This window comes from Thioalkalicoccus limnaeus, assembly GCF_041197575.1.
Classification (GTDB): domain Bacteria; phylum Pseudomonadota; class Gammaproteobacteria; order Chromatiales; family Chromatiaceae; genus Thioalkalicoccus; species Thioalkalicoccus limnaeus.
This window is the reverse complement of record NZ_JBDKXB010000002.1, coordinates 75,263-98,324: the sequence shown is the minus strand read 5'-3', so window position 1 is coordinate 98,324 and position 23,062 is coordinate 75,263. Positions and strand designations below refer to the sequence as shown.

The 23,062-nt window shown below is 60.1% G+C and carries 15 protein-coding genes; 14 read left to right on the top strand and 1 reads right to left on the bottom strand.

Annotated features, from left to right (window positions below; translation table 11 throughout):
- Positions 1-142: 142 nt before the first annotated feature.
- From ygfZ to ABC977_RS01980, 13 genes are all read left to right on the top strand, one after another.
- Positions 143-1,189, top strand: a complete 1,047-nt coding sequence (gene ygfZ / locus ABC977_RS02040) for a CAF17-like 4Fe-4S cluster assembly/insertion protein YgfZ (RefSeq protein WP_369665567.1) — start codon at positions 143-145, stop codon at positions 1,187-1,189.
- Positions 1,190-1,267: 78 nt separating this feature from the next.
- Entirely contained in the window at positions 1,268-1,531 is a 264-nt protein-coding gene (locus ABC977_RS02035) for a restriction endonuclease subunit S domain-containing protein (protein WP_369665566.1), read from the top strand.
- Positions 1,525-1,836 carry a KwaA family protein gene (locus ABC977_RS02030; protein WP_369665565.1) on the top strand — a complete coding sequence of 104 codons (312 nt, stop codon included), beginning with the start codon at positions 1,525-1,527 and terminating at the stop codon, positions 1,834-1,836. The genes ABC977_RS02035 and ABC977_RS02030 overlap by 7 nt, the downstream gene beginning before the upstream one ends.
- Positions 1,829-2,710: a hypothetical protein gene (locus ABC977_RS02025; protein WP_369665564.1), complete on the top strand. Its 882-nt coding sequence runs from the start codon at positions 1,829-1,831 to the stop codon at positions 2,708-2,710. The genes ABC977_RS02030 and ABC977_RS02025 overlap by 8 nt, the downstream gene beginning before the upstream one ends.
- Entirely contained in the window at positions 2,710-3,258 is a 549-nt protein-coding gene (locus ABC977_RS02020; protein ID WP_369665563.1) for a DUF4433 domain-containing protein, read from the top strand. Before ABC977_RS02025 ends, ABC977_RS02020 begins: the two co-directional genes overlap by 1 nt.
- Before the next feature lie 588 nt (positions 3,259-3,846).
- Positions 3,847-5,943 (top strand): AAA family ATPase, encoded by a 2,097-nt coding sequence (locus ABC977_RS02015; RefSeq protein WP_369665562.1) that lies wholly within the window; start codon positions 3,847-3,849, stop codon positions 5,941-5,943.
- 689 nt (positions 5,944-6,632) lie between these two features.
- Positions 6,633-8,513: a hypothetical protein gene (locus ABC977_RS02010; RefSeq protein ID WP_369665561.1), complete on the top strand. Its 1,881-nt coding sequence runs from the start codon at positions 6,633-6,635 to the stop codon at positions 8,511-8,513.
- Between the two features lie 90 nt (positions 8,514-8,603).
- Entirely contained in the window at positions 8,604-9,602 is a 999-nt protein-coding gene (locus ABC977_RS02005) for a hypothetical protein (RefSeq protein WP_369665560.1), read from the top strand.
- Between the two features lie 66 nt (positions 9,603-9,668).
- The gene (locus tag ABC977_RS02000) at positions 9,669-12,383 is read left to right on the top strand and encodes a hypothetical protein (protein ID WP_369665559.1); all 2,715 of its coding nucleotides are present in this window, start codon (positions 9,669-9,671) and stop codon (positions 12,381-12,383) included.
- 6 nt (positions 12,384-12,389) lie between these two features.
- Complete coding sequence (locus tag ABC977_RS01995) at positions 12,390-13,517, top strand: hypothetical protein (RefSeq protein ID WP_369665558.1); 1,128 nt, start codon at positions 12,390-12,392, stop codon at positions 13,515-13,517.
- A gap of 264 nt (positions 13,518-13,781) precedes the next feature.
- Positions 13,782-14,768: a hypothetical protein gene (locus ABC977_RS01990; RefSeq protein ID WP_369665557.1), complete on the top strand. Its 987-nt coding sequence runs from the start codon at positions 13,782-13,784 to the stop codon at positions 14,766-14,768.
- 161 nt (positions 14,769-14,929) lie between these two features.
- Positions 14,930-20,812: a hypothetical protein gene (locus ABC977_RS01985; protein WP_369665556.1), complete on the top strand. Its 5,883-nt coding sequence runs from the start codon at positions 14,930-14,932 to the stop codon at positions 20,810-20,812.
- A gap of 50 nt (positions 20,813-20,862) precedes the next feature.
- Positions 20,863-21,936, top strand: a complete 1,074-nt coding sequence (locus ABC977_RS01980; protein ID WP_369665555.1) for a hypothetical protein — start codon at positions 20,863-20,865, stop codon at positions 21,934-21,936.
- A gap of 396 nt (positions 21,937-22,332) precedes the next feature.
- Here the strand turns inward: ABC977_RS01980 and ABC977_RS01975 are convergent, their stop codons facing one another.
- Positions 22,333-22,758 (bottom strand): hypothetical protein, encoded by a 426-nt coding sequence (locus ABC977_RS01975; protein WP_369665554.1) that lies wholly within the window; start codon positions 22,756-22,758, stop codon positions 22,333-22,335.
- Between ABC977_RS01975 and ABC977_RS01970 the strand changes: the two genes are divergently transcribed.
- Positions 22,738-23,055 (top strand): DarT ssDNA thymidine ADP-ribosyltransferase family protein, encoded by a 318-nt coding sequence (locus ABC977_RS01970; protein WP_369665553.1) that lies wholly within the window; start codon positions 22,738-22,740, stop codon positions 23,053-23,055. The genes ABC977_RS01975 and ABC977_RS01970 overlap by 21 nt on opposite strands.
- The last annotated feature ends 7 nt before the right edge of the window (positions 23,056-23,062 follow it).

The window sequence follows — 23,062 nt, the reverse complement described above, 5'->3', positions numbered from 1 at the left end:
GACTCGTTCTCTTCATTACGACGATGCGGGTAGCTGCCGACAACGGCGCTTACGGTATGATACGGATCAGCATTCCCAACGAAACCTGTTCGGTCGCCGTCCAGCGACGACGCCCGCGACACTCACCGCGAGACGCTACGTTATGAACAGCGAGTGGAGAGCCTTCCTCGAGTCCCAATCCGCGCGGATCGACCCCGACGATCAGGTCCGCTTCCCGGCGGCAACGACGACCGGCGAAGACCGGCTGGTCGACCTATCCGACCTCGGGTTGATTGCGGCTGACGGCCCCGATGCCGCCGACTTCCTGCAAGGGCAGCTGACCAACGACGTACGCGAACTGTCCGACCGCCACACCCAACTGAGCGGGTACTGTAGCCCCAAAGGGCGGATGTTGGCCAACCTTCGGCTGATCCGACTCGACGAGACCTACCTTCTGCAGCTTCCGCGAACCCGCCTCGAACCGATACTGACGCGGCTTAAGCGCTTCATTCTGCGTTCGCGGACGCGGCTCACGGATGTCAGCGACGACTGGGTCATCCTGGGTGTCGTTGGCCCCGGCACCGCACGGCGTCTCGCCGACCTGTGCGGGCCGCTACCGGACCTCGACAATGGTTTGGTACGCCGCGAAGAACTGGTCCTGATCCGGATCCCGGGCACCCCGGCGCGCTTCCAGCTGCTCGGCCCGCCGCATCGGGTCAAGGCGATCTGGCAAGAGCTGTGCGGTCAGGCCGACCCCGCCGATGCCGACTATTGGCGCCTGCTCGACATTCGCGCCGGGATCCCAACCGTGTACACGGCAACGGCGGAGCTTTTCGTCCCGCAGATGGCGAACATGCATCTGATCGACGGGGTGAGTTTTACCAAGGGCTGCTACACGGGCCAAGAGGTCGTCGCGCGAATGCAGTACCTCGGCCGATCGAAAAGGCGGATGTATCTCGCCGAGGTCACCACCGACACCCCACCCCGCCCCGGCGATGAGCTGTTCTCCCCGGACAGCCATTCCCAACAGGGTACCGGCTGGGTCGTCGATGCCCGCGCGGCCGGCGACCACCGCTACGAACTGCTGGCCGTCGTCGAGATCGAATCGGCCGAACAGGACCATGTCCACCTCGGTGGAATCGAGGGCCCGCTGCTGCAACTGACGCCGCCGCCCTACGGCTTTCCGGCGGACGGCGAGCGCCACTTCTGAGGGAAGGCTGATCCAGTGCATGGCCGTCCCGGCCATGCATCCGCAACGAAGCCGGCAAGGCCAGTCACAGCGCCAGAATTGGCCGAGCTGGGGCTCGGCGCTCCCGACGAACGCGCCGCCCTCGAACGCTGCCTCGCGCTGATGGACGACGTGGAAGGCATTTTCGCATCGCTTCCGGATATCGAGGAGCAGTCCGCCATCGCCACCGTCCTCGCCGACATCGCCGCGCTCGAGGCGCGCCGCGACAAGACCCGCGCGATCAAGCAGGGCATGATGCAGCAGCTCCTGACTGGTCGGGTGCGGTTGGTCCGGCCATCGCACGCAGTGACGCCGCAATGCTGAACGCCTTCGCCAGATTCCTTCTGGTGTCGACGTCCTTGTCTCCGCTCTTCGGCGCCGTCGCCGGCGACTGGCTGACGGGCGCCTATGTCCTCGCGATCATCTTCCTCGTGATTGCGCACGCCGGCGCGTTTCACTTCAACCCGGTGATGGGGCTGCTCGGGTATCACTTCTACGCCGTCAAGAACGGCGACGGTGTTTCGCACTTGTTGATCAGCCGGATCGAGCTGCGGCGGCCCGGGCGGGATGTTACGACCGTTCGCCTCGCGCACGGTATCTACCTGCACACAGGGGGAACGGATGATTGATAACTTCCAGCTTGCCGCGATCGCCAAGCAAGCAGGTCGATATCGCCTACTGCGCGTGCCGCTGCATCAGGGCTTGCAGAACACGCTCGCGGAGACCTGGCAGCAACAGTACGACGCCTTCGTGGATGGCGTGCTGGAGATCGAGTTCAACGCCGGTTATCAGCCGGAGGCGCACGAGTGTTTCCGCTTGGCGGGCTATCAACTGCCGGCCTGGCTCGCCGGCGAGAACAGCCACAGCGCGGCCGATTTCGCTACGATCACGCATGATGACGCGCTGCTCGATGTCACGAAGGGCCTTGTCGCGTTCGCCCGCGATGCCGAAGACAACGAGCTCATCCTGTTCCAGAACTTCAGCCGTTCGCATGTCATCCGCCCAGGCCGCTTTCTGTTCCTTACGAATGATACCTACGAAACCACGGCCCGCCCCGGGCTGACGCTCGCCGACAAGCTGAGCGCGATCTACCTTCCCACCGAGTTCAAGCTGCTGTTCCGCAGCTTTCGAACCGTGAACACCTTCCTACCGCTGGCTAATTATTACGAGGAGGCATCGGAGCAGGAGATCCGGGAGGTTCTGCATCACGACCTGCTCGACCCCGAGGACGCGGGCGCGTTGGCGACAGGCGCCAATCAGTGGTTTCGCAAGCGATTCGCCATGTTGCGGGACTCCGGCGTGCTCGATGAATACACGGCAAGCCAGATCCAAGCCCGCTCGAGCGGATACGACGTCGAGATTCGAGTCGCCGCGGACAGAATCCTCTTCCCGGCGGACAAGACGGCAGCCAAGAAGCTCTTGCAGTTTCTGAACGAGGAAATCTTCAGAGGCGCCATTACGAACACGCTCTACGAGACCAATTCGAGGCGGGAGGCCGACTGATGCCTGGCCCCATCCCGCATCCCACGCCGCTCTACCGTTTGATGCACATCGACAACCTGAAAGGCTGCTTGGATCGCGGAGGCGTGTACGCACCCAACCATTGGCCTGACGATGGCCTAGCCTATCGCACGATCCACAATGAGCGGATTCAGGATACGCGGCATCTGCGACGCATTGCGTGCGGCCCGGGCGGCACCATCCATGATTACGTGTCCTTCTACTTCGGCTACCTGTCGCCGATGATGTTGAACCTGAAGACCGGGCGCGTGCCGGGATACACTGAAGGACAGACACCACTGATCTATCTGGTGTCTTCCGCGCAGTCCATTCGCGAAAGTGGGGTCGGGTTCGTGTTCTCCGACGGCCATGGGGTCGCGACGTTCACGCAGTGGTTCGACGATCTCGCGAGGCTCGACCGGGTCGATTGGCGCATGGTGTATCAGAATGGGGAGCCTCACGCGACGCATGCTCACTCACCACTAGGCACATTGCGCCGCGACGGGGCCTGCTGGAGCAATGCCAGTGCGCTGGTGTGTGCCTGGAAATAACAGAGGTGTACTGTTTGGTCGAAGTGATCGACCGAATCAGACGGGAGGCAAGCGACTCGGTGGAGACCAAGGCTCGCGGCACAGTGGATCTGTCCGACTTCCATCTTGAGCCCTCCCGAACATGACACGCCATCTGGCCACCGGCGGGGCGCATGACCCTTCCTGCCGGAGCGGCTCGGCGTCATCCGCCGAGCCAACGCGATCGACCTCGCCGTCAGCCAGATCGCCGCGGATCTTCAGGCCAGGATCGATGGCCGCTTCATTCCGGCGCGCGACGGCCTGTGATGCGCGGCCGGCGGATCCGGTGTCGGCCCGATCGCGGCACCCCGCCCCGCGGGCGCCCCACCACCGAGACCGGCGATCACGGGGCCTATTGACCGGCACCGCGCCGGTGCTACACTTCCGGTCGCGGAGTCATCAAGGGGACCAGCGCCAGACTGGCCAACCCACGTCCCTGATGCCGCGAGACCTCATTAAGGTTCTCTCAATTACCGTATAAGTCAGTATTGATTATCGATTACGGTAATTTCGCCTTGGCCAGCGCCTCATTAGACGGGTTGCTGGCCAGGGTGTCTGGAGGGCCTTTTCATGCCGCTTCCGTTCTTCCTTGATCCCGAGGACCCGTTTCTGCCGCCTGACGCGGCCGAAGCCGATGTCGTCGCGCGCGTCGCCCTGGCGCTGCTGTTCGAGTCTGGCGGTCTTTCCCTGTTCCTGCACAAGCTGCCGAAAACCTCATCCGAGCAGCGCCTGATGACCCTGCTCGGCGTGTCCGCCCCGCCCAGTGGCGAGAATGCCGCAGCGCACCGGCGCCAACAGTTGGCGCAGCGCCTGGCCGAACTGGGTCCCTTCGATGGCCGCTATGGCACGCGCCTGGAGGCGAATCTCGGCTATCTGGCCGAGCGGGTGGGCCTGTCCGACCTGGAGCGCCGGATCCTGGGCTTCGTGATCCTGGTCACGATTCACCGCTGCCTGGCCAAGCTGTCCGGCATGGCCTTCGGTGACTTGGACCGCCTCGGCACCGTGCGGGTCTGTGCGGGTCTGTTCGGCGAGCCCGAAGGCCAGGTCAGCGCGGCGTTCGCCCGCCAGGGCGTGCTCGCGCGGTCCGGGCTCCTGCAACTGGAACCGGGTCCACGCAAGCCGCTGTATGACAAATTCACGTTGTTGGACGGGCTGGCCGACGCGCTGTCCGCAAACATCGCGGACGTCGCGGCGCTGATCGATCAGGTCACGCCGCTGGCGCCGCCCGCCCGTCTGCGGCTCGCCGATTTTCCGCATCGACGGGCCGAAATCGCCCTGGCGCGGCGCTTGTTGGCCGGGTCCCGAGCGGGGCTGAACCTGCTGTTTTACGGGCCACCGGGAACCGGCAAGACCGAACTGGCGCGGGCGCTCGCCGCGGCGCTGAACTGCGCGCTGCACACGGTGCCCAGCGCCGACGATCAGGGCGACCCGATCACCGGCCTCCAGCGGCTGCGCCGTTACCGCCTGGCGCAGAGCGTGCTGGCCCAGCAAGCGGCGACGCTGATCCTGTTCGATGAAGTGGAGGATGTGTTTCCCCATCAGGGCCGCGTCGCCCAGGGGCAAGCCGAGCGCAACAAGGGCTGGATCAACGAGGCGCTGGAATCGAACCGGCTGCCGACGATCTGGGTGAGCAATAGCCTGGCCGGTTTCGACGAGGCCTATCTGCGGCGCTTCGCACAGGTCATCGAGGTCGGCGTCCCACCGCTGGCGGTGCGCGAGCGCCTGGTCCAGACCCACACCCGCCATCTGCCGGTCTCACGCGCCTTCCGACGGCGCGTCGCCCAGCATCCGGACCTGTCCCCGGCCCTGTTGCGACAAGCTGCCGACAACCCGGCCGTCGTCGATCAGCGGTGCGCCGAGACGGCGGAGGCGACCTTGGAGATCCTGCTCAACAGCACCCTGAAAGCGATGGGCCACGAAGCGCTGCCGCGTCAGCGTGCCGGCGCGCCCCTCCGCTATCGGCGCGAGTGCCTGAATGCCGACCAGGACCTCCAGGCGCTGGAGCACGGACTGCGCCGCACGCCACGCGGGCGGATCTGCTGCTACGGGCCGCCCGGGACGGGAAAGAGCGCCTATGGGGTCCATCTCGCCGAGACGCTTCAGCGGCCCCTGTTTATCAAACGGGCCTCCGATCTGCTCTCCCCCTATGTCGGGGAAACGGAGCAGCGCCTGGCGGGCCTGTTCCGCCGCGCCGACACCGAAGGCGCCGTGCTGTTGCTGGATGAGGCCGACAGCTTTCTGCGCGACCGCCGGATGATTCAGTCCAGCTGGGAGGCCACCCAGATCAATGAGATGCTGACCCAGATCGAGGCGTTCGATGGTCTGTTCATCGCCTCGACCAATCTGCTCGAGACGCTCGACGCCGCCGCCTTGCGGCGCTTCGACCTGAAGATTCGCTTCGACTACCTGCGCCCCGACCAGGCCTGGACACTCTTTCGCGCGACGCTGCGCCAAGGCGGCGGGCGGCTCACGCAGCCGACCCTGTGGCAAACGCGACTGGCCCGGCTGGAGCACTTGACCCCCGGCGATTTCGCCGGCCTGGCACGCCGTCAGCGACTCGTCGCGACACCCTGGACTCCGCAGACCCTGTTCGACGCACTGACCGCCGAGATCCACCTGAGCCAGCGCGCCACCGGCCGTTCTATCGGCTTCGCCGCCGATCTGTGATGGCCGGTTCATCGGCGCGCACGACGTCTGGGCGCGTGGCGCGACTGGCCTTTCGCTCACGCCAACATGCCAGGCCGCGCCGCTCTGTTCCGGTCAGCGATGGCGTTCCGGCCCGCGATGCGGCGCTTGCACAGCGCGCGGTGCTGGTTCGTTCCGAATCCGAAAACAGGTCGATCCGCTGGGTTCGGACGTCGGCCTTGCGATGCCAGCGGCGGTCTCGTCAGCTCGCGCCACGTCGAGTCTCCGGGTACCTGAAAGAGCGTGACAGAGATCACGGACTCGGAAAGAGGAATTCCCGGGATGCGCGAACCGATGCATAATCGAATTCTAGAATTCACGCTAAGGGTCTAGTGGTTCGTTCCGGCGATAACTTTACCGGATCCTGTGATCTAAATGTTCTCCTGTATCTAGGAGCTAAAGGCGCGTATTCCGGTTAGAGTGGCCGCCCAGTCCGAAGTGGCTGCGACACGAAATGGGGGTGCTTACGGAGCAACTAAGGTCATCTATCAACCGGGCGGCTTATTCTGCGCATAGATCGGCCGGTCGGCTTATTTCGCGGGCTCCGCGTATAAGGCGATCAAAAATAGTTTCGGTAAGGATTGGAATACTCATTAAGAGGATCGGTTGCATTCACGCCGGAATCAATCCTGAAAATGTCCCTTCACAGCCCATGTCGAGACTGGAGAGCATTGCAGATGCTGCGTTCTCTCATCCCCACGGGTTTTGCCATCGGGCTGATCGGCGTCGGCGTATGGTTTCTGATCGCCAAGGACCCAGCGCCGCTTCCAGATTGGCCAGCCGATTTGGTCGAATCCACTACGGCTGATGCTGTTGCTGCCCCGGTTCCGATCAGCGAGCGCGCCGCTTCCGATCCGCAGACCAAGAACGACATAGCAGCAACCAGCCTCCGGACTCCATCGGATTGGACCGCCGAACTCATCGCCGGCGGCTGGTCGCGCTCGGCGGCCGAGGCGGTGATCGCGCTCAACAGCGATCATCTTGCCATCGTCTTCGAGATTGACGAGCGCCTGGGCAACGATGCATTGGCGCGGTTGAACAGCCTGCGCAACTACGCCAGCCTCATGCCACTGCTCGCGCGCCGACCGGAACTCGCCGGCTTGCTCGCGCGCGCACCCGATCCGCTCGCGCTTGGCCGTCTGTTCGATCGCACCACTTGCTATGACGCCGTGGCGGATTTTTTCCTGCCCTATGCCGTGGAGCGATCCTCGATCGAACGGGCACTGATCACCTTGGAGCGTTATCACGATCCTTTCTGCGCGCTCGACGCGCACGAACGTGTGATCCTTGGCCCGCGTCTTTACGAGTTGAGCGATCGCACCGCTGAACCGGCCTTCGATCGCTGGTTGGCCGAGGCGTTGATCGACCGGCGCGGTCTTGCCGATGATCGGCAACGCGACGAGTTTTTCGCCTATCTGTTTGGCGCCAGCCCGACCATTCGCGACCGTTTGCACCGCGATGCGGCGTTCGCCGCGCGCTTTCGCGTTGAACTTTGGCCAAATTTTTTTCGCATCGTCAGTCGTTCGGAGCATTGTGCCGATGCTGTGCCATCCGATGACGCTCCAGCCACCTGTTTTCCAATCTACGAGCACATCCCCGAAGTCTGGGACCTCCTGATGCTGCCAAGCGGAGAGGATGTCTTGCGCGCCTGGGGGTTGGTGGGTATCGGTCTTCTGGTTGGACCTGGCAGCGAGACCTATGCCCAACATCGTCATCTCATGGCGGCAATCATGACGAACGCTGACCTGGAAACGGCCAGCGCCATGATACGCCTGGCCCCGGAATACCTGTTCCGCGAATTGATCGCGCGCTCCGGCTTGAGCGATTGGGATCGTGCGCGTCTGGTCAACCGTATTGCAAGCGATGCGCAAGCCCGATGTGGCGATGACTACCCACCTTGTTTCGCTTTGGACGAGCGTTTGCGGTATTACGAACGACTCGACACCCCCGTCCTGCTCAAGGAACTCGGGCCACCGCCGAGTGAACGCCCGGAGACCTGGCTGCCCTTGGTGGGATCTTTTTATGCGCTCAACAAGTTCTTGGACGGTCGCGAACTGGACGCGGGAGATTACTTCAACTTCATTGCCGATCTGACCTTCGTAATCGCGGCGGCGCGTACCTTGAAACCGGTGGCGCGACTGCAACGCAAGAACGGCACGCGCGAGTCGGCACGACCCGCGCACGGCGCCGTGCGTCTCATCGGGCGCCGCGCCTGGGCGCTCAGCGACCACTTGCAGCAGGCGCGGAAAATTGATTATCGCAGTCTACCCGAGAATGCCTTGCTCGATATCACCGGCGTTATTCAAGATCTCCACCGCATGTCCGGTCCCCACGGTCGGAAACTGATTCGCTGGCTTGTTGGAAAACATGCGCGCTTCTATATGCGCCGCGATGCCCGAATCTTGGTGCGTCTCGACGGGGTGCCACGTCACGCCGCGCTCGAAACCCTCATGAACGCAAGTATCGATCTCGGCATGCCGGGTATTGATGCGGCAAGGGAATGGCAACAAAATGCAGCCGCTTGGTGGCTATTTGAGCCGATGATTGATTAGTTTGGAGGTGTCTCGATGCGCGTTCGATGGTTTCTGTGTTCTGTCGGAGGATGGCGCGGAACGCAGCCGCTGCGCCGCTTGAGTGTGCTTTTGTTCCTGATCGTGCTGTGTCTCTTGACCACACCGATCGCGCAGGCGCGTTGGCAGGACGATCTTATTCGCTACATGACCCAATTACCGCCCCAAGCGCCGCTGCGCCACGCGGATCACGCCGGCGAGGCGCTCAAGCGGTCGCCACTGATGCGCGAGGCGGCGGAGCGCGAGCTGCGCGCCAGTCGCAAACTAGCGGCGGGCGCCGACGATGCCGCGCGTGCGGCAGCGGTGCGCCAGAGTCTTCAGACCATGCTGCGCAACAACCCGAGTTTGTTGCGTCAAATCGATCAACTTGGCGACGCGGATCGCGCGGCGGCGCTGGTCATGGCCAATGGCGGACGCCAGTTGACCGAAACCGTGGGCGATCTGGCAACGCGCGCACGGCTGCTTGAGACCGGCGGCGAGAATCTGGTCCTTGCCGTTGGTTTGATGGGGCCGGACATGGCCAGAATTTCACTGGGTCTGGATACGGCGATTCGAGTGGGCAAGGTGACCGCCCCCACCGCTCGGCAATGGGACGATATTGCCCGCGTTGCGGGTCGGACACCGCAACGTGGTCATCAGGCTTTTCAGCTCGCGGATTTCACCGACGCCATCGTCAAGGGCGGAAAAGCGAGCAAAGTGTTCTTTGAAAAATATATCAAGCCGCATTGGCAATTGTGGTTGGGCGGAAGCGCGATCACCGCCTACAGTTTGAATCCGGAATTTTTTCAGGATCAGACAGGCGCCCTGACCGAAGCGGGCTTCAAACACCTGTCTTTGCTCTTGGGGGAAGCCGCCGCCGGCGCGATTCGCGGCACTGGGCAGGGCTTGGAGGCGATCGTCGCGGAATCGACCGAGGCTTTGCTCAGCAGCTTCAACACGCCGAAGTCCTGGATCGGGATCGGCTTCATCGCGCTTGGCCTACTGCTTTTGTTCAAACGCATTCGCTATTACCTGATGCGCCCAGTGCGCTGGCTCAATACCACGCCTGATGAACGGCGCAATGATCGATAGAATGATCGATAAACGTGATTGTCATTTAACAACAGCGCGTGTTTGATCGCAAAAGGACGCCACGTCATGCTCTACAAATATCGTTTTGCGCTCTATGGTTTGTCTGGCGCGGGCAAGACCTGCGTCTTGGCCGCGATGAGCATGTCCCACGGTGAACAGCCGCATGGCATGACCTGTTCACCGGTGAAGGAGATTGCCGGATTACCTGATAACGAGCGCCGTCAATTAGGGCTGGAGCGCATACGCTCGGCAACTCAGTCCATCGAGAAAGGATCGGTACCGGTACCAACCGCCGCCGAAATGATGATTCTCACCTATTCGCTGACCGAGCGCGGGCGTGGTGAATATCAAATCGAGCTATCCGACTACCCAGGTGAGTTGTTGCGCCTGCAAGGCAATGAACTGGCGGATCAGTTATTCGAACAGATGCAGACCATGGATGGCATCCTCATCCTCGCGGAAATGCCGCACGAGCGGGAAGACAATGAGGCGATCTATCGACAGATCGAACATCTCGACGACGCCATCACCAAGCTCCGTCACCGCCTACAGTCGCAAAAGAACAAAGTGCCCGTTGTGCTATTGATCAACAAGTGGGATCGTCAAAGTGGTGCGCTCAACTATGTTGATCCGGCGGATGAGGAACGCAAGCTGGATGCGTATCTCAATCAGCGTGAACCGTCGCCGCCGCACCGCAAGCTGATACAAACGTTGCAAAATAGCGTAGGCGAGCACAATGTACGCGTTTTGCCGATGAGTGCCTTCGGTCAGGCGCGCATCGATCCGCAAACCGGTGATGAAGTGCCGCTGCATCAACGTCCACTGCAATCCTTCTATCTGCTCGAGGGATTCCGCTGGCTTGTGAATCGGCACGATACATTGCGACTGGAGCGCATCGCGCAGCGATTCGACAATGATTCGTTGCGGTCTTTGAGTTCTCGGCAGTATAGTCCAAAAGAACGCCTGTCTCGCTGGTTACATTTCGAGACTATTAAGGATATTGATGCCGCAAGCGAAGGGTTTTCCGCCGAGGCTGCGCCTGCAAGAGTAGCACAGCTTGCCGCGTTACGTCGACGTGCGGTCAAGAGGAAAAGGACACGTCTAGTCAGTGTCTCGACCCTAGGGTTTTTGATAATTTCAGCACCAATCTTAACGCTGATCTTTCTCGCAGATTATCGCTCCCATTCCAGTCTGGAGAGTCGCGCTACTCAGCCAAATGCCACATTGGAGACAAAGCAGGAGTATCAGGATTGGCTTTCTCGGTATATTGCGAATGGCTCGCCCCGTCTCTATCGCTTGAAATTTTCTCGAAAGGATGCCAGAGAGGAACTGAGAGCCTTCATCGCAGCAGGAGAAGAGCAGTATTGTGCGCCATTCATTCAACAAACCGGCGATGTTTGTAACGCCGCGCGCGATTGTTTGCGCCAATATCCCTTTGGCGACTATTCGGCGCAAGCGCGAACTAAAGTGTACGAGTGCGACGCACGAGAGCAGAAGCTTAGGGAGCAGACCCTATGGGCAGCGGTTGAATCAGCGGAAGCAGGGTCGGTTGCGCAACGATCCGCGGCGAGCGATTATTTAGGAGGATTTCCGACTGGCCGTTACGCTGCCGAGGCTAACAGCATCATTGCGCGTTATGATAGCCAAGTGGAATGGAACGAGTTTGCGTCCGCTTATGATCGCGCACTCAAAAATGGTCGCATTGACGAAGCGACGACAATGTTGCTGGGGAGAAATCAGGATAAAGGGCCGCTGCAGGAATTGAAGCACGCCTATGCGGATAGGGTCACCGCGTGGCTGGATAGCGAACTCCGGCAAATCAAACAGGCGCAGGACTGGGATCGGCTCGAACGGCTCGAACATCAGGTGCAACAACTTCGGCAACTTCCGCCTGATTTACTGACCTCGCGGCAAGCACAGGAGATTTTCGAGAAAGTCGCCAAGGCCAATGATGAGCAGGATCAGTTGGACGCCGACCAGATGTCAGCACGCATTGATCATCTTTTGGGAGAAGGGAAATTTCGTTCCGCATTCGAAACGATGCTACTTCCCAATGCTAATCCGCGCATTCAAGAACTGAAACACGACTTTCAACGGCGGATACCAACCGCATTGGAGCGGCACTTGAGAGGGTTCCGCGCTAGTAACAACTGGGATCGAGGGAACGATATGTTGAGCGAAGTGACCTCGCTGCCTTTGGATGACTCGTCGGTACGCTCAAAGATCCGTGATCTAGAACAGCAATTCCGAGGAGATCATGATCGTTCACTTTACACGCCCTGCCAACAAAATCCGTCGATTGACCGCTGCCAGGATTATATCGCCAAGGCGCCGTTGAAAACTATGGAGCGAGCCGCGCAACAATATATCGACTTCGCGTCGAAACAAAATATTCAGCAAAGTTACACGCTGACGCTTCAATCGATTCGCTCCCCGAGAAACTATGGGAGGGTCAAGGTCTCCGTTAGATTCGACCATCATTGGTTTATCGATGAAGAGTTTGATCTAAAGGAAGATACGAATAGGGTTGGTCGGCAAATTCCAGTGATCAAAAAACCGTCGGATCGCGTCGATATCGCGGTGGAACTGAACAATCTCGGCATGTCCGCATTTTGGAACCGTGACCTGGGGAAGAGAACCGATAATCTAACCCTCGATCGGTTACGACAACAATATGACCTGTGTGTCCCGCACCCTAAGCAAAAAACTGATTCGATTTGTCTGAATTTTGCGCTTAGCGGGTTGGCCGCCGCTCCGACGATGCCTCAATGGGGAGGATAGGTCATCATGATGCAGCACGATCCCAAGCGTTCGTCATCCGTTGGCGATCCCTCGTCATTGCGGCCTGAAATTGAACCATCGGTGGGAGCTGATCCAATGGGCGCCGTTGCGTCCCCCGGCACAAGCACACTGATCCCCGAGGGTGGCAAATGTGTTGCTGTTAATGGTGCTGGAAACACAACGGGCACAGACCCGGTGATGACCAAGACCCCGTCGGTAGATCAGCGGAAAGGACGCGGTCCAACCGGTGCAGAACACAACCATGCGCAACGTCAACCGCTTCGTGCCATTCCAATCTGGGTCTTGATCATGTCAAGTATCGGGATTATCGGAATCACTGGTCTAAGCATTTACTCCTTCGTATTCAATGGAAGCGTATCTGCACCTGTTCAGGAAACTCCCCATTGGGAGCCTTCCGTGCTGGGTGACGAGTGGAATGATCGCGGGATGCAAGACGAATTTGAGAAGAATTGTGTTAGGATTTTTGATCAGGAAGGTTGCGACCTGTCCGCGGGTGTGCCGCCGAAATTTGAGGAGCTGCGAAGTCTTGAAGCCTGTCGTCATCAGGGTAATATCGATAGAACGAGCTCGTCGCCGCGCCTGTCCCATGTCTTCTTCCTGGTGCGAGAGCTTGGACCGACGCATCAGGCATCCCGACTGCTTGGGATAGCGGATCGTGATTTGTCCTGCGGTCAATATCTTGCGGCTACGCAGAATGTCATCAAAGTTCGCGAGAGTCTAGCGGATCTTGTTTCTACGCTCGATGATATTCTGACAGATCGGAATCAGCATCAGAGCAATTTGTCTGCTGGGCTGAACTGGGGTACATCGCTGCTTGAGAACACCCGCGTGCTGATTCAACGCGCCGAAAAATGCGATCAGAGAGAAACCGTTGTCAGGGACGCACAAGCGATGCGAGATCTGAAACTACCATTTTTTGTCGAAAGCGATGAAAGGATCGTCGGGTATCTCAATGAGGTTTTTGGTCGCTTAAACGGCGGCAGCTTGTACGAGCGGTTACAGGCGTATCGCGATTTGGCCGAAAATGAACGGGGCGTCCAGAATCTGCCATTCATAAAGGATTTGAGAAAGGCACTGGAGGCTTTGGATGGTTTTGACGTGACAACTGGATGATGATTTGGACAAAGGGACGTGCGCATCAGTACGTTGTCCTGACTAATCTTCAAAACTTTCCACAAGAGCGCCCTAAGGGCGCTTTGAAAAATTTAAGGTACCCGCGCGGGGCAGGGATACCCCGCCGCTTTTTGGTTGCCTAAGGGCCTGAAAGAGAAGCGAGGCGGAAATCCCATTTTTGCTTGGCGTCTCGAAAAATTGCCCGGATGGCAATTTTTCAAGGTCCCTTTAATCGAGACTCCAGCCTGAATTCGGACTGTCGTCATGCAACCGACGTTTATTGCAAAAACCCCCCGCGCCGGCGAGTTCAATCATCGGTACCTCGTTCCCCTTCAGCACGGCTGGGCCGAAACCGAGATTTATGCACTTGCGCGACGTGCAACGGGTCGTGTCTGCGGCCCCGATTTTCTCGCGGCCTATCGGCAGGTCAGGCAGCTTAAGGGTGGGCGCTCCGGTGAGGAAGCCGTTATCTTGGCGGGTATCGATACCGCCGCCTTGGGCGAGCGGCAAAAAGTCATCCTCGGCTGGCTCGAAGACTTGTTGGCGGATTTGGAACACATGGTCACCGAGGAAATCGACTGGGGCCAAATTGCCAGCGATCGGATGCTGATCGAGCGCGAGACACTAGATCTTTGGATGGAGCGGCTGAAGGAGCGGCTGGCGACCGAGCAACACGGCGATCCGTCCTTGCCCGTTTATGTTCCGCCGGCGTTGGCCAACCCACGCCGGAAAGACCAGTCGCTATCCGCTTCACGACGAAAACCAGCGAAAACGCAACGGCGACCGTATGGTTTGACGGTTTTGATCGCATTGGGCTCTCTGATCGTTGGGGGTATTCTTGGATGGACATCTAGGGATCTCTCCCGGCCGGCGCAGTCAGAAATAGAGACAGAGTCAACTATGCGGCTGCCCGGAAATAATCTCGACAATTTTGAGGCCCGTACAACCGAAAACGCCATTCCCCCGAAAGAGCAGGCTGTCATATCAATCTATGACAGTGAGAGTGGATGTTCTCGTGATTTGCAACCTGTCATGCAAGCCGAAGTACAATCGTGCAACTGTTCCGACCAAGAGTCGGAGTTGCGTGAATCTAGGGCGAAAATCACGCTCCTTGAACGCGAGCTAAATGGGCAAAACGAGAAAATTGTAGCATGCGAAAACAGATGGGATGCTTTTAATGAAGACTGTCAAAAGACCGAGAAACTTGATAGCGAGAAGGTTTCCGGGTTTTTTGGTAAATATTGTAATTAGGCCGTCTTTTTCGATTAAGGTAATGGTATGGCGTCTACCTGGTCACGCAGCGCCAGCTCCCCTACGCAACCGCCATCGTGCGACACCATGGGTACCATTAAGATCTTGGGTTTCGGGTCGACTTTTTACAACGTATTTCGCGGATTCAGGGGAGAGAGACAATGGATATAAAGTTGCCGGGAATGCCGGAAGCGCGGTTCGATCCAGCGAGTCTTCGCAAGGTGCTCGGCTATAGCAAGGAGCACCGGAATGCAATTTCCGTAGCTTTAAAAAAGGCATATCCAGAGCAGTGGCCAGATAAACGCCTCGCAGAAGACGTTTTCTACGAGGCTTTTTTCCAGCAGTTAAAGGACTCTGAGTCTTGCTTCAGGCTCTCCAGCGAACTTCTTTCCTTAGCAAAACGCAAGAATAAGGACAATTGGTACAAGGCGCTTATTCTGCCGCTACGACTAGCCAGTCAGGCATTGGATTTGGTCTCCGATCGCGATGCGGCTATCGCTGCCCTGGATGAGGACAGTCTATCCGAACTGTTCGATGTCATCGCCGAAGAGGGCCACCCGGAGTTCCAGTGGTGGTACCAGTGGGTGGCCTTTTCACGCGCAGCCAATGCTGAAGTGGCCAAGGGATCAGAGGCGGAGGATGAGCTGGCCGAATCTGATGCGCTGGAGGAAGAGTGGCGAGGGACGCTTGAGAAGCTTGGAATTCGCGCCACTGAGGCCGCGACGGCACCGCCTTCGGAGGATCTAGTAAGCTGGCTGGTCGGAGTCGTTGCGCAACTTATTGATCTGGCGAACCGCTATTCAGGACAAACTAATCTCACGGAGGCATTGAAGCGCTGTGGCGAGGCACTGGACGAGTTTGAAGCATTAGAGGTGCCGGAAGTTTTGGAGCTGACGAGGAAGGCACGCGACGCCCTGTCAATGACCGTGCGAGCATGGCAGATAATTGATGGATGGACGAAGCTTCTGCGGCGTAAAGGCGAAGCCCTGCGAGAGGTTTATGCCCGGGAAGCGGAACAAAAGAAAACGGCCCAGTTGGCTTTGGCGCGAGGGGATTACACCGCGGTCTCACGCTATTCAGAGCAGGCTGCTTCGACCCGCGGTGAGTTCGACGCACTTGTTGCGGAACTAGCCGTTTTGATAGCGGAAATGGAATCTTCAGGGCCTGGGCAAGATGAAGAGCCCGTGCCAGCCAACAGCCCGGTGGGCAAGCAACGGCAAGATGGGACGAGAAACGATGAGGGAATCGATGGTTCTGATAAGGGGCCATTAGTTTCTCCAGCAGGCGAAAGCGCGGCAGTGCAAGGGAGCGAAGCCGAGAGAGGGGCTGGGAGTGATGATAATAAGGGCTCCCCCTCTGAAGCCGTTGTGGGGGTACAACTCAAGGATGCGGCATCGCCGCTGCAGGTCTCCGGCGTACGGCAGGAGCCTCGGCCCGAAGGCAACTCTGATGTGCCGCCTGATGGAGAAACGTTGGAAAAGCCGCTCCTGGCGGTGAATGGTATTGACGGCGCTGATGCTCCGCAATGGGACTCGGAGGTTTCGGCGCACGCGCTGGCTGCGGAGGTAATACAGCACGAAGGTGCTCAGCGATTGCAGAGTGCGCGAGCGCTGATCTGGGCACTGGTCAGGGACGGGCAGATTCCGTTGGCCTACCACATAGCCCGTGCGGCGGCCGAGATCTCGCCAGCCGAATCGGGCGGTATCCGCCCCGAGCCCCTGCGGGCAGTCCACCTGGGGGCTTATCTCAGCAGCAGCGCTGGCGAGGAGATGGTGGAGCTTGGGGAGGCCCTGCGCCGTTTCTACGAGGTAGATCTGGCGGACAACAGGGCCTTACGAGGCCAGCGGTCCTTGTCTCTGTTGACGTTCGCGGCGGTGCTGCGGCCTGCTCTTGTGGCACCCCATGCCTACGGTGCGCGGGATCTGCTGCGAAGCCTGCCGCTCGACGATAGCCTCTCGGCGCTGCACACGTTACGCGAGCAGGTCCTAGCCCCCGATCTTCGCTACCAGGCGATGCTGCACTTGGATCCCGGCAGTCATCTGGATGAATTGCGCAGCCAGGTCCGTGAGTGGTGGGAAACCAATCGGCATCACCGCTTCAAGTACGAACCTGCGACCTGGGTTTGGCATCACCTACTGGAGAAAGGGCAGACGCTCGGTAGCGTCCTGTCCATCATCGCGGACGGTGGGGCGGCCGAGCTGGAGCAAGCTCGTGAGCTTGTGCAGGGGCTCCAGAGTCGAGGCTCGGTGGAGAAAATGATCCGCCAGGCCGATCAGGCTGTGCGAGATCGTAAGGCCATCAAGAAGCCCATCGAGGCTGGCCCTCGGACGGACATGATCAAGCGCACCGGTGAACTCGCGGGCTTACTCTTGGAGTGGATAGAATTGGTTGAGGAGCAGGCTGAAAAGGCGAAAGTGCCTGGACGCGAGGCCGCCCTGCGTGCTGATAGGCAACATCTGTTGAACACATTGGACCGGGCGCTTGAGCAGGTGGATGCCCTTCAGCACACGGGGGGGCTGGCGGATGTCGCTGCGGCCGCCTGTACCACAGCGGTCTTGCGTGATGTGCGTGGGCGTCTGGATGGAACAGCGGCTGCAATGGGTGTGGCGCGTTCAGCTTGGTGGCGTACCCTTAACGGGGTGCTACTTCAAAGCGAGTCCATCTTCTTGGTTGGCGACAGATGGGAACCGGAGTTGGGGCCGGAAGCGACCGTGGCTCTGGCGCGGCTAGTGGATCCGCCGGGCTGGGACGCGTCTTTTAATACTGCCAACAAGAGCTGTGATCATGCCCGTACGGCTCAGATCCTGGAGTGGCTGCGACATGAGGGAGAGGAGACCGATGAGCTGCTTTTAGACTCGCTGGAGCGGAAGCGCGAAGAAGGATTACGGAGGTGCCGTCGAAATCTTGAGGAGGATCTCGATAGTGTCCGCGATGAGGTTGAGCGTGCGGCGAGTCTAGGCTACCTAGGGGAAGAGGATCGCTCCCGTCTCGTGGTTTCGTTGGAGGCGGCAGGCTCCAGCAACCGAGAAGATCTGCGCCGGGCGAATGCGCGCATCCAGAAAGTGAGGGAAGAGCTGGATCAGCTCAGGAATCGCCAGGTCAGCGCCATACGCCGGCGGATCGAGGAGAGTGGAGTTTATCAGACCGAACCCGAGGTACACAGTCGGATCGACGCTCTCCTTGAAGAGGGCGACATCCTCACCGCTAGCGAATATGTGGCGCTTCTGGAGGACGGGCAGCCGATTCCCGGTCCTGCTGAGCGCCGAGATCCATTTAAGGACGACTTTTTCCCGGACTTCGTAGATCGCCTTCAGGAGTATTTGGGTAGCCGGACAGCGTCCCCTAAAGACATATCCGAGATCATTGCCCGCGGTGGACAGGCCGGGCCTTTGGACATGCGCCATGTACCCGGAGCGCAGGCCCGTAGCGCAGCGGAGATGCTGCGTGCCTGGTTGTTACTTAAGGCCCGGCGGACAGAAGTAACGGAGCATCTGGTTCTCTTGTTGGAGCGCCTGGGTTTATCCGCCGTGGTTGCCACGCCGGTGATGGAAACCGGCCTCGACGTTCGCGAGCAGGTGTTCGACATTAGCGCTCGAGCGCTTGCGGACCGGGATATCTGCGTGGTGCCCCGCTATGGCTCCCACGCTGGGGGCCAATACAGGATCCTGTGCGTCTGGGAGCGCCCATCTGAAGAGGATGTCCTCGCCTCGGCCCATGCGCACAGCGGCGGCCAAGCGGTCATTGTGCTCTACTTGGGACAACTCAGCGTTAAGCGAAGACGCGACCTCGCTTCCCTCTGCCGCGGGCGCAATCAGTCGGTCCTGGTCATCGATGAGACTCTGATCTACTTTTTGTGCAGCGAACGGGGCAGCCGTCTGGCGACCTTGTTAGATTGTGCGCTGCCTTTTACGGTCGCCAAACCTTATGTCACGACCAGCAGTGACGTCCCCACGGAGCTGTTCTTTGGAAGGCGCAGGGAGCTAGAGGACGTCTTCGATCAGGCCGGGACCAACCTCCTCTATGGCGGCCGACAGCTCGGTAAAACGGCGTTGCTGCGGGCAGTGGTGCGCCGTTTCCACGACCCGAAACGAGGAATCATTGTGGCCTGGGTGGACCTCAAGGAACGCCACATTGGTCTCAGCGAGCCAGCCGGCGCAGTGTGGCAGGCGATCGACCGAGAGTTAGTGCAACGAGCGGTACTTTTCAACGCAAGACGCACTCCCGAAGGGACCGCTGAAGCCATCACTCGCTGGTTGGATGAATCGCCTGAACGCAGGATCGTGATGCTTCTCGACGAAGCCGATGCCTTTCTAGCTCAGGATGCAAGGGACAACGATTTTCGCACTGTGGGTACTCTAAAGGGACTGATGGAACGGACCGGGCGGCGATTCAAAGTAGTATTCGCCGGCTTGCACAACGTGCAAAGGACTTCGCGGGACGTGAATACTCCACTGATCCACTTCGGCAACCCAGTATGCATTGGGCCTTTGCTGGCTAACGGCGAGGCTCGGGAGGCATATCAGCTTGCGGAACGCCCCTTGCGCCAATTAGGCTTTCGTTTCGAGTCGCCCTCGCTCGTGAACCGCATCCTGGCTCAGACCAATTACTACCCAAACCTCATCCAGATATTCTGTGACCACCTGCTCAAGTATCTTCATGATTTGGGTACTGTGCGCTTTGACTCCGCCACGACACCGCCCTTCCTTATTACGCGCGAGCATGTGGAAGCGGTCTCGCAGAGCAGGGACCTGCAGCAGATCATCCGCTCCCGGTTCCAAATTACCCTCGATCTCGACAATCGTTATCAGATCGTGGCTTTGAGCGTTGCGCTCGAGACCAAGCGTCGGCAGGAGGCCGGTGACGGTGAGGCTGACGGTTACGATACGGAATGGATACGTCAGCAGGCTCTGTCTTGGTGGCCCCAAGGTTTTCCGGACCGGAGCTATGATGCGTTCCGCGCCTTGCTTGACGAGATGGTCGGTCTTGGTGTGCTGCGCCGAGCCGGGCCTGAGCTGAGGGGCTACGCGTTGCGTAGCCCCGCTATCGCTGGTCTTCTCGGCAGCCCCGGCGAAATCGAGCAAGCCCTTCTGGAGGCGAGCGACAAGGCGCCGCCCGAACTCTATCAGGCTGCCATCTATCGGCGAGGTAGGCGCGGGGATCCATGGGTACGTAGCCCTCTGACGGGCCAGCAGGAGTCAGAGATCCTCGCCGCGAAGGACGGCGTTCTTGTGCTCTTCGGTACGGTTCTCGCGGGTATTGAAAGCGTTGTCGCGTTTTTGCCGGAGATGCTTGCGGATAAGGACTTCGTGGAAATTGCCCGAATCGATGGGGTTCAGAACCTCAGGGGGTTCGAGGATCGGCTGCGTGCGACATTGGTAGCTACCAAGAAGACAGATGGGATCCGGCTCGTGGTGATTCCACACACGGAGCCGTGGACCCGCGAATGGATCGAGGCTGCTGCAACTCATCTTGGTCGCCATCGTTCCACTCGGGTGACCAACCGGGTGCTATTTGTGGGGGAGTCCAGGGACGCCTGGGATTGGTTCGACACCGGGGGACAGAACGGCACCGGCGCGGTAACCGAACTCACGCTCTCACCCTGGGCTGAGCCTTTCGTTGGACAGTGGGCGAAGGACGCGGGCTTCGGTCCTCTCGGAAATGTCGATCTGGCCTCCTGGCGTGATGCGACGGGCTGGTGGGGTGGTCTGCTAGCGATGCTCGGCGAGCAACTTAGAGGAGATCACTCGGCTTTGCAGCGAGTGGCTTTCCAGTCCTTTCACGAGCAGCTTCCTCAGACTCTGCGGGAGATCATCTCGCGCGACCTTCCACCCGAGTTGGCGCACCCGCTCCAGGTACTTGCGATCTATGGCGAATCTCTTTCCGAGCCCGATTGGCTGGAGTTGCTCAATGGACCTGATACGACCTTGGAGCGGGAATGGTTGGGGCGGCTCATACGCTGGGCCTCGCTGCTGAGCCTACTAGTGCCAGGCGAGGGTGGCACCTGGGCGATCGACCCGGTGGTGGGTCGCGCGTTGGCGGGATGATTGGTCCGGACTGGCACTATTGGTGGTCCCTTCCGGGACCGGCGGCGTTTGTGCGTTCACTGGTCGCGGACCTGCGCCGAGGGGTCAATCTGGTTATCGGCCTGCCGCGCTGGGGGCCCGAGGGGCTCGCACAGGCTGTCGCGCACCAGCTTCGCGACGATGACTTGTTGAGTTGGCGACCGCTTTCGGTTGAGGGGCTTTTACAAGAGGAGCCCCTCAGGCTCTTGGCCCGCCGCTATGCCCCCGATGTGCCGGAGCGGAGACTGTGCGACCCGTCGGACCTGGTTGACTCCCAGGCTTTCTCCGGCGGCCTGATCTGGGTTACTGGTTTAGAAGACAGTGCCTGGGCTGCCTGGAAGGCCCTCCTGGAGGGGTACGCGAGTGCGGTGCGGAGACGCGCCGCCGAGGATCGAGGTCTGCTCTGCCTGGTCGTCAGCGGGATGTCCAGAAGCGCCTTTCCCAAGGAGGACGTGGCGCTCTCCGTACGGCTCTGGCAGGATGCGGTGACAGAGCTGGATATGCTTGCTTGGTTACACTACCTGATGGGGCGTGGCGGCCGGAACGGAAACGCCATGCGCCGGCGCTTGCAGCTTCGCCATGCCCTGGAGTTGGTGGCTTTCGATTCTCGCTTGGCCTGGGATGCCTCCTCCAAAGATCTGGAGGTCCTCGCGGTTCCGGCGGCGTGGTTGGCCGGTGTAGCCGCAGCCCGGGGCTGGACCTCGAACACGGACGTGTGCTGGGAGGAGGGTACCTGTGACACTATGGAAGGCCGGCTCATTCAGCATCCCGCGCTAGTTGCTATGGCCGATAGGGCAGAGGCGAACCTAGGCAGGCTATTGTGGCGTGCCCAGGTGGGTGTTTTGTTCCCTTTTCTGGAGGAGGCGCGTAGCCAATACCTAACGACGTATCAAAATCTGTTGCGGGTGCCACACGACACAGGTCATGGGTCGGTGATATTAGAACGGTGGGAGCTGGAAATTGGCCATATCCATCATCAGCTACGCAGGCGAATCGAGGAGAGAGAGTTGCATCGGCTGCGCTTGCTGCGCGATGTGCGCAACGCTCTAGCCCATCATGAACCACTAGCCCCCGACCTACTTCAGGATCTCGTGGGTCTAGGCTGACTTCTCAGCCTGCCGCCTTCGGCACTCCTGATGGGCGCCTGCTTGGTGGCGCGGTTGCGCCAATCCGGCTAAGTCGTCTTCGCCTGCTCACGCGCGCTCATGTTGTGACCGAGCGAGACCATTCTGGTGTCTGCTCCAGCGCCACAATCTTTCGGCGTGCCGTGTGAGGCCATGCGGGGGCTGGGGCAGGGTGTTGCGGGCTGATGAGAACAACGTCGGCGCCGGGCAGATGAATTTCCCGTGCCTGACCGCGATCGCCAGCCGGGTCGACCAGGTCCCGCCCGATACCACCCGTCTGTCGACCATGCAGCGGGAGTTCCGCATGATCGATCGCGCGACGCTCATACTGGCCCATGCAACGGGAGCCGGCAGGCGCCGACGAGACCATCACCGTTGCTACGGCCGCCGCCGCAGCCTCCTGCCGTCCTCCGATGTGATGATGCCCTGGACAGGGGCCAGGATCGCGTCGATGTCCCCCTCGCTGATCGTGCGGACCAGCGCGAAGCAACGGATCGGGATACCGGGGAAGGCTTCCGCGATCCGCGGAAACACGCCGACAAAGCTCGATCCGCGCGTGATCACGTCGTCAACGATGGTGATCCTCTCCGGCGAGAAGGGGCTGTCTCGCTCCACGACAACGGAACCATCATGGTCAATGGGGTCCGGGCGACCACCAGGCCCGGCGGTTGCGGCCTTGCCGACCGGAGATCTTCTCCGCAGGCAAGGCTCGATCCCGGCGCCCAGGCCCTCGGCCTTCAGCGCCAGGCAGATCGCAAGGGATGGCCACAGCGCGCCCGGCTTTTGCAGGCTGCTGCGGGGCATCGGGATCAGCACCGTGGTCCGCCCAAGGCAGGGGGTCAGAACACCGCCGGAGGTGATGTTCTCGGCTGTCCGCCGGGCCGCAATCAGCGTTATTGGGCGGACAACATCGACGATATGGACCGCCAGCGCCGCAAGCAGGCCGAGTTCCTCGTGCACCGATTCTGCCCGTGGGAACTGATCTCAGGAATCGTCGTCATCGACTCGCCGATGCAGGCGCGGGTCCAGGCGACACTGGCTGACTACGAGGTCGGCATGCGACGGCCGGTCGCCGTGCGACGCGCTTGGTACTACCACTGACAACCGG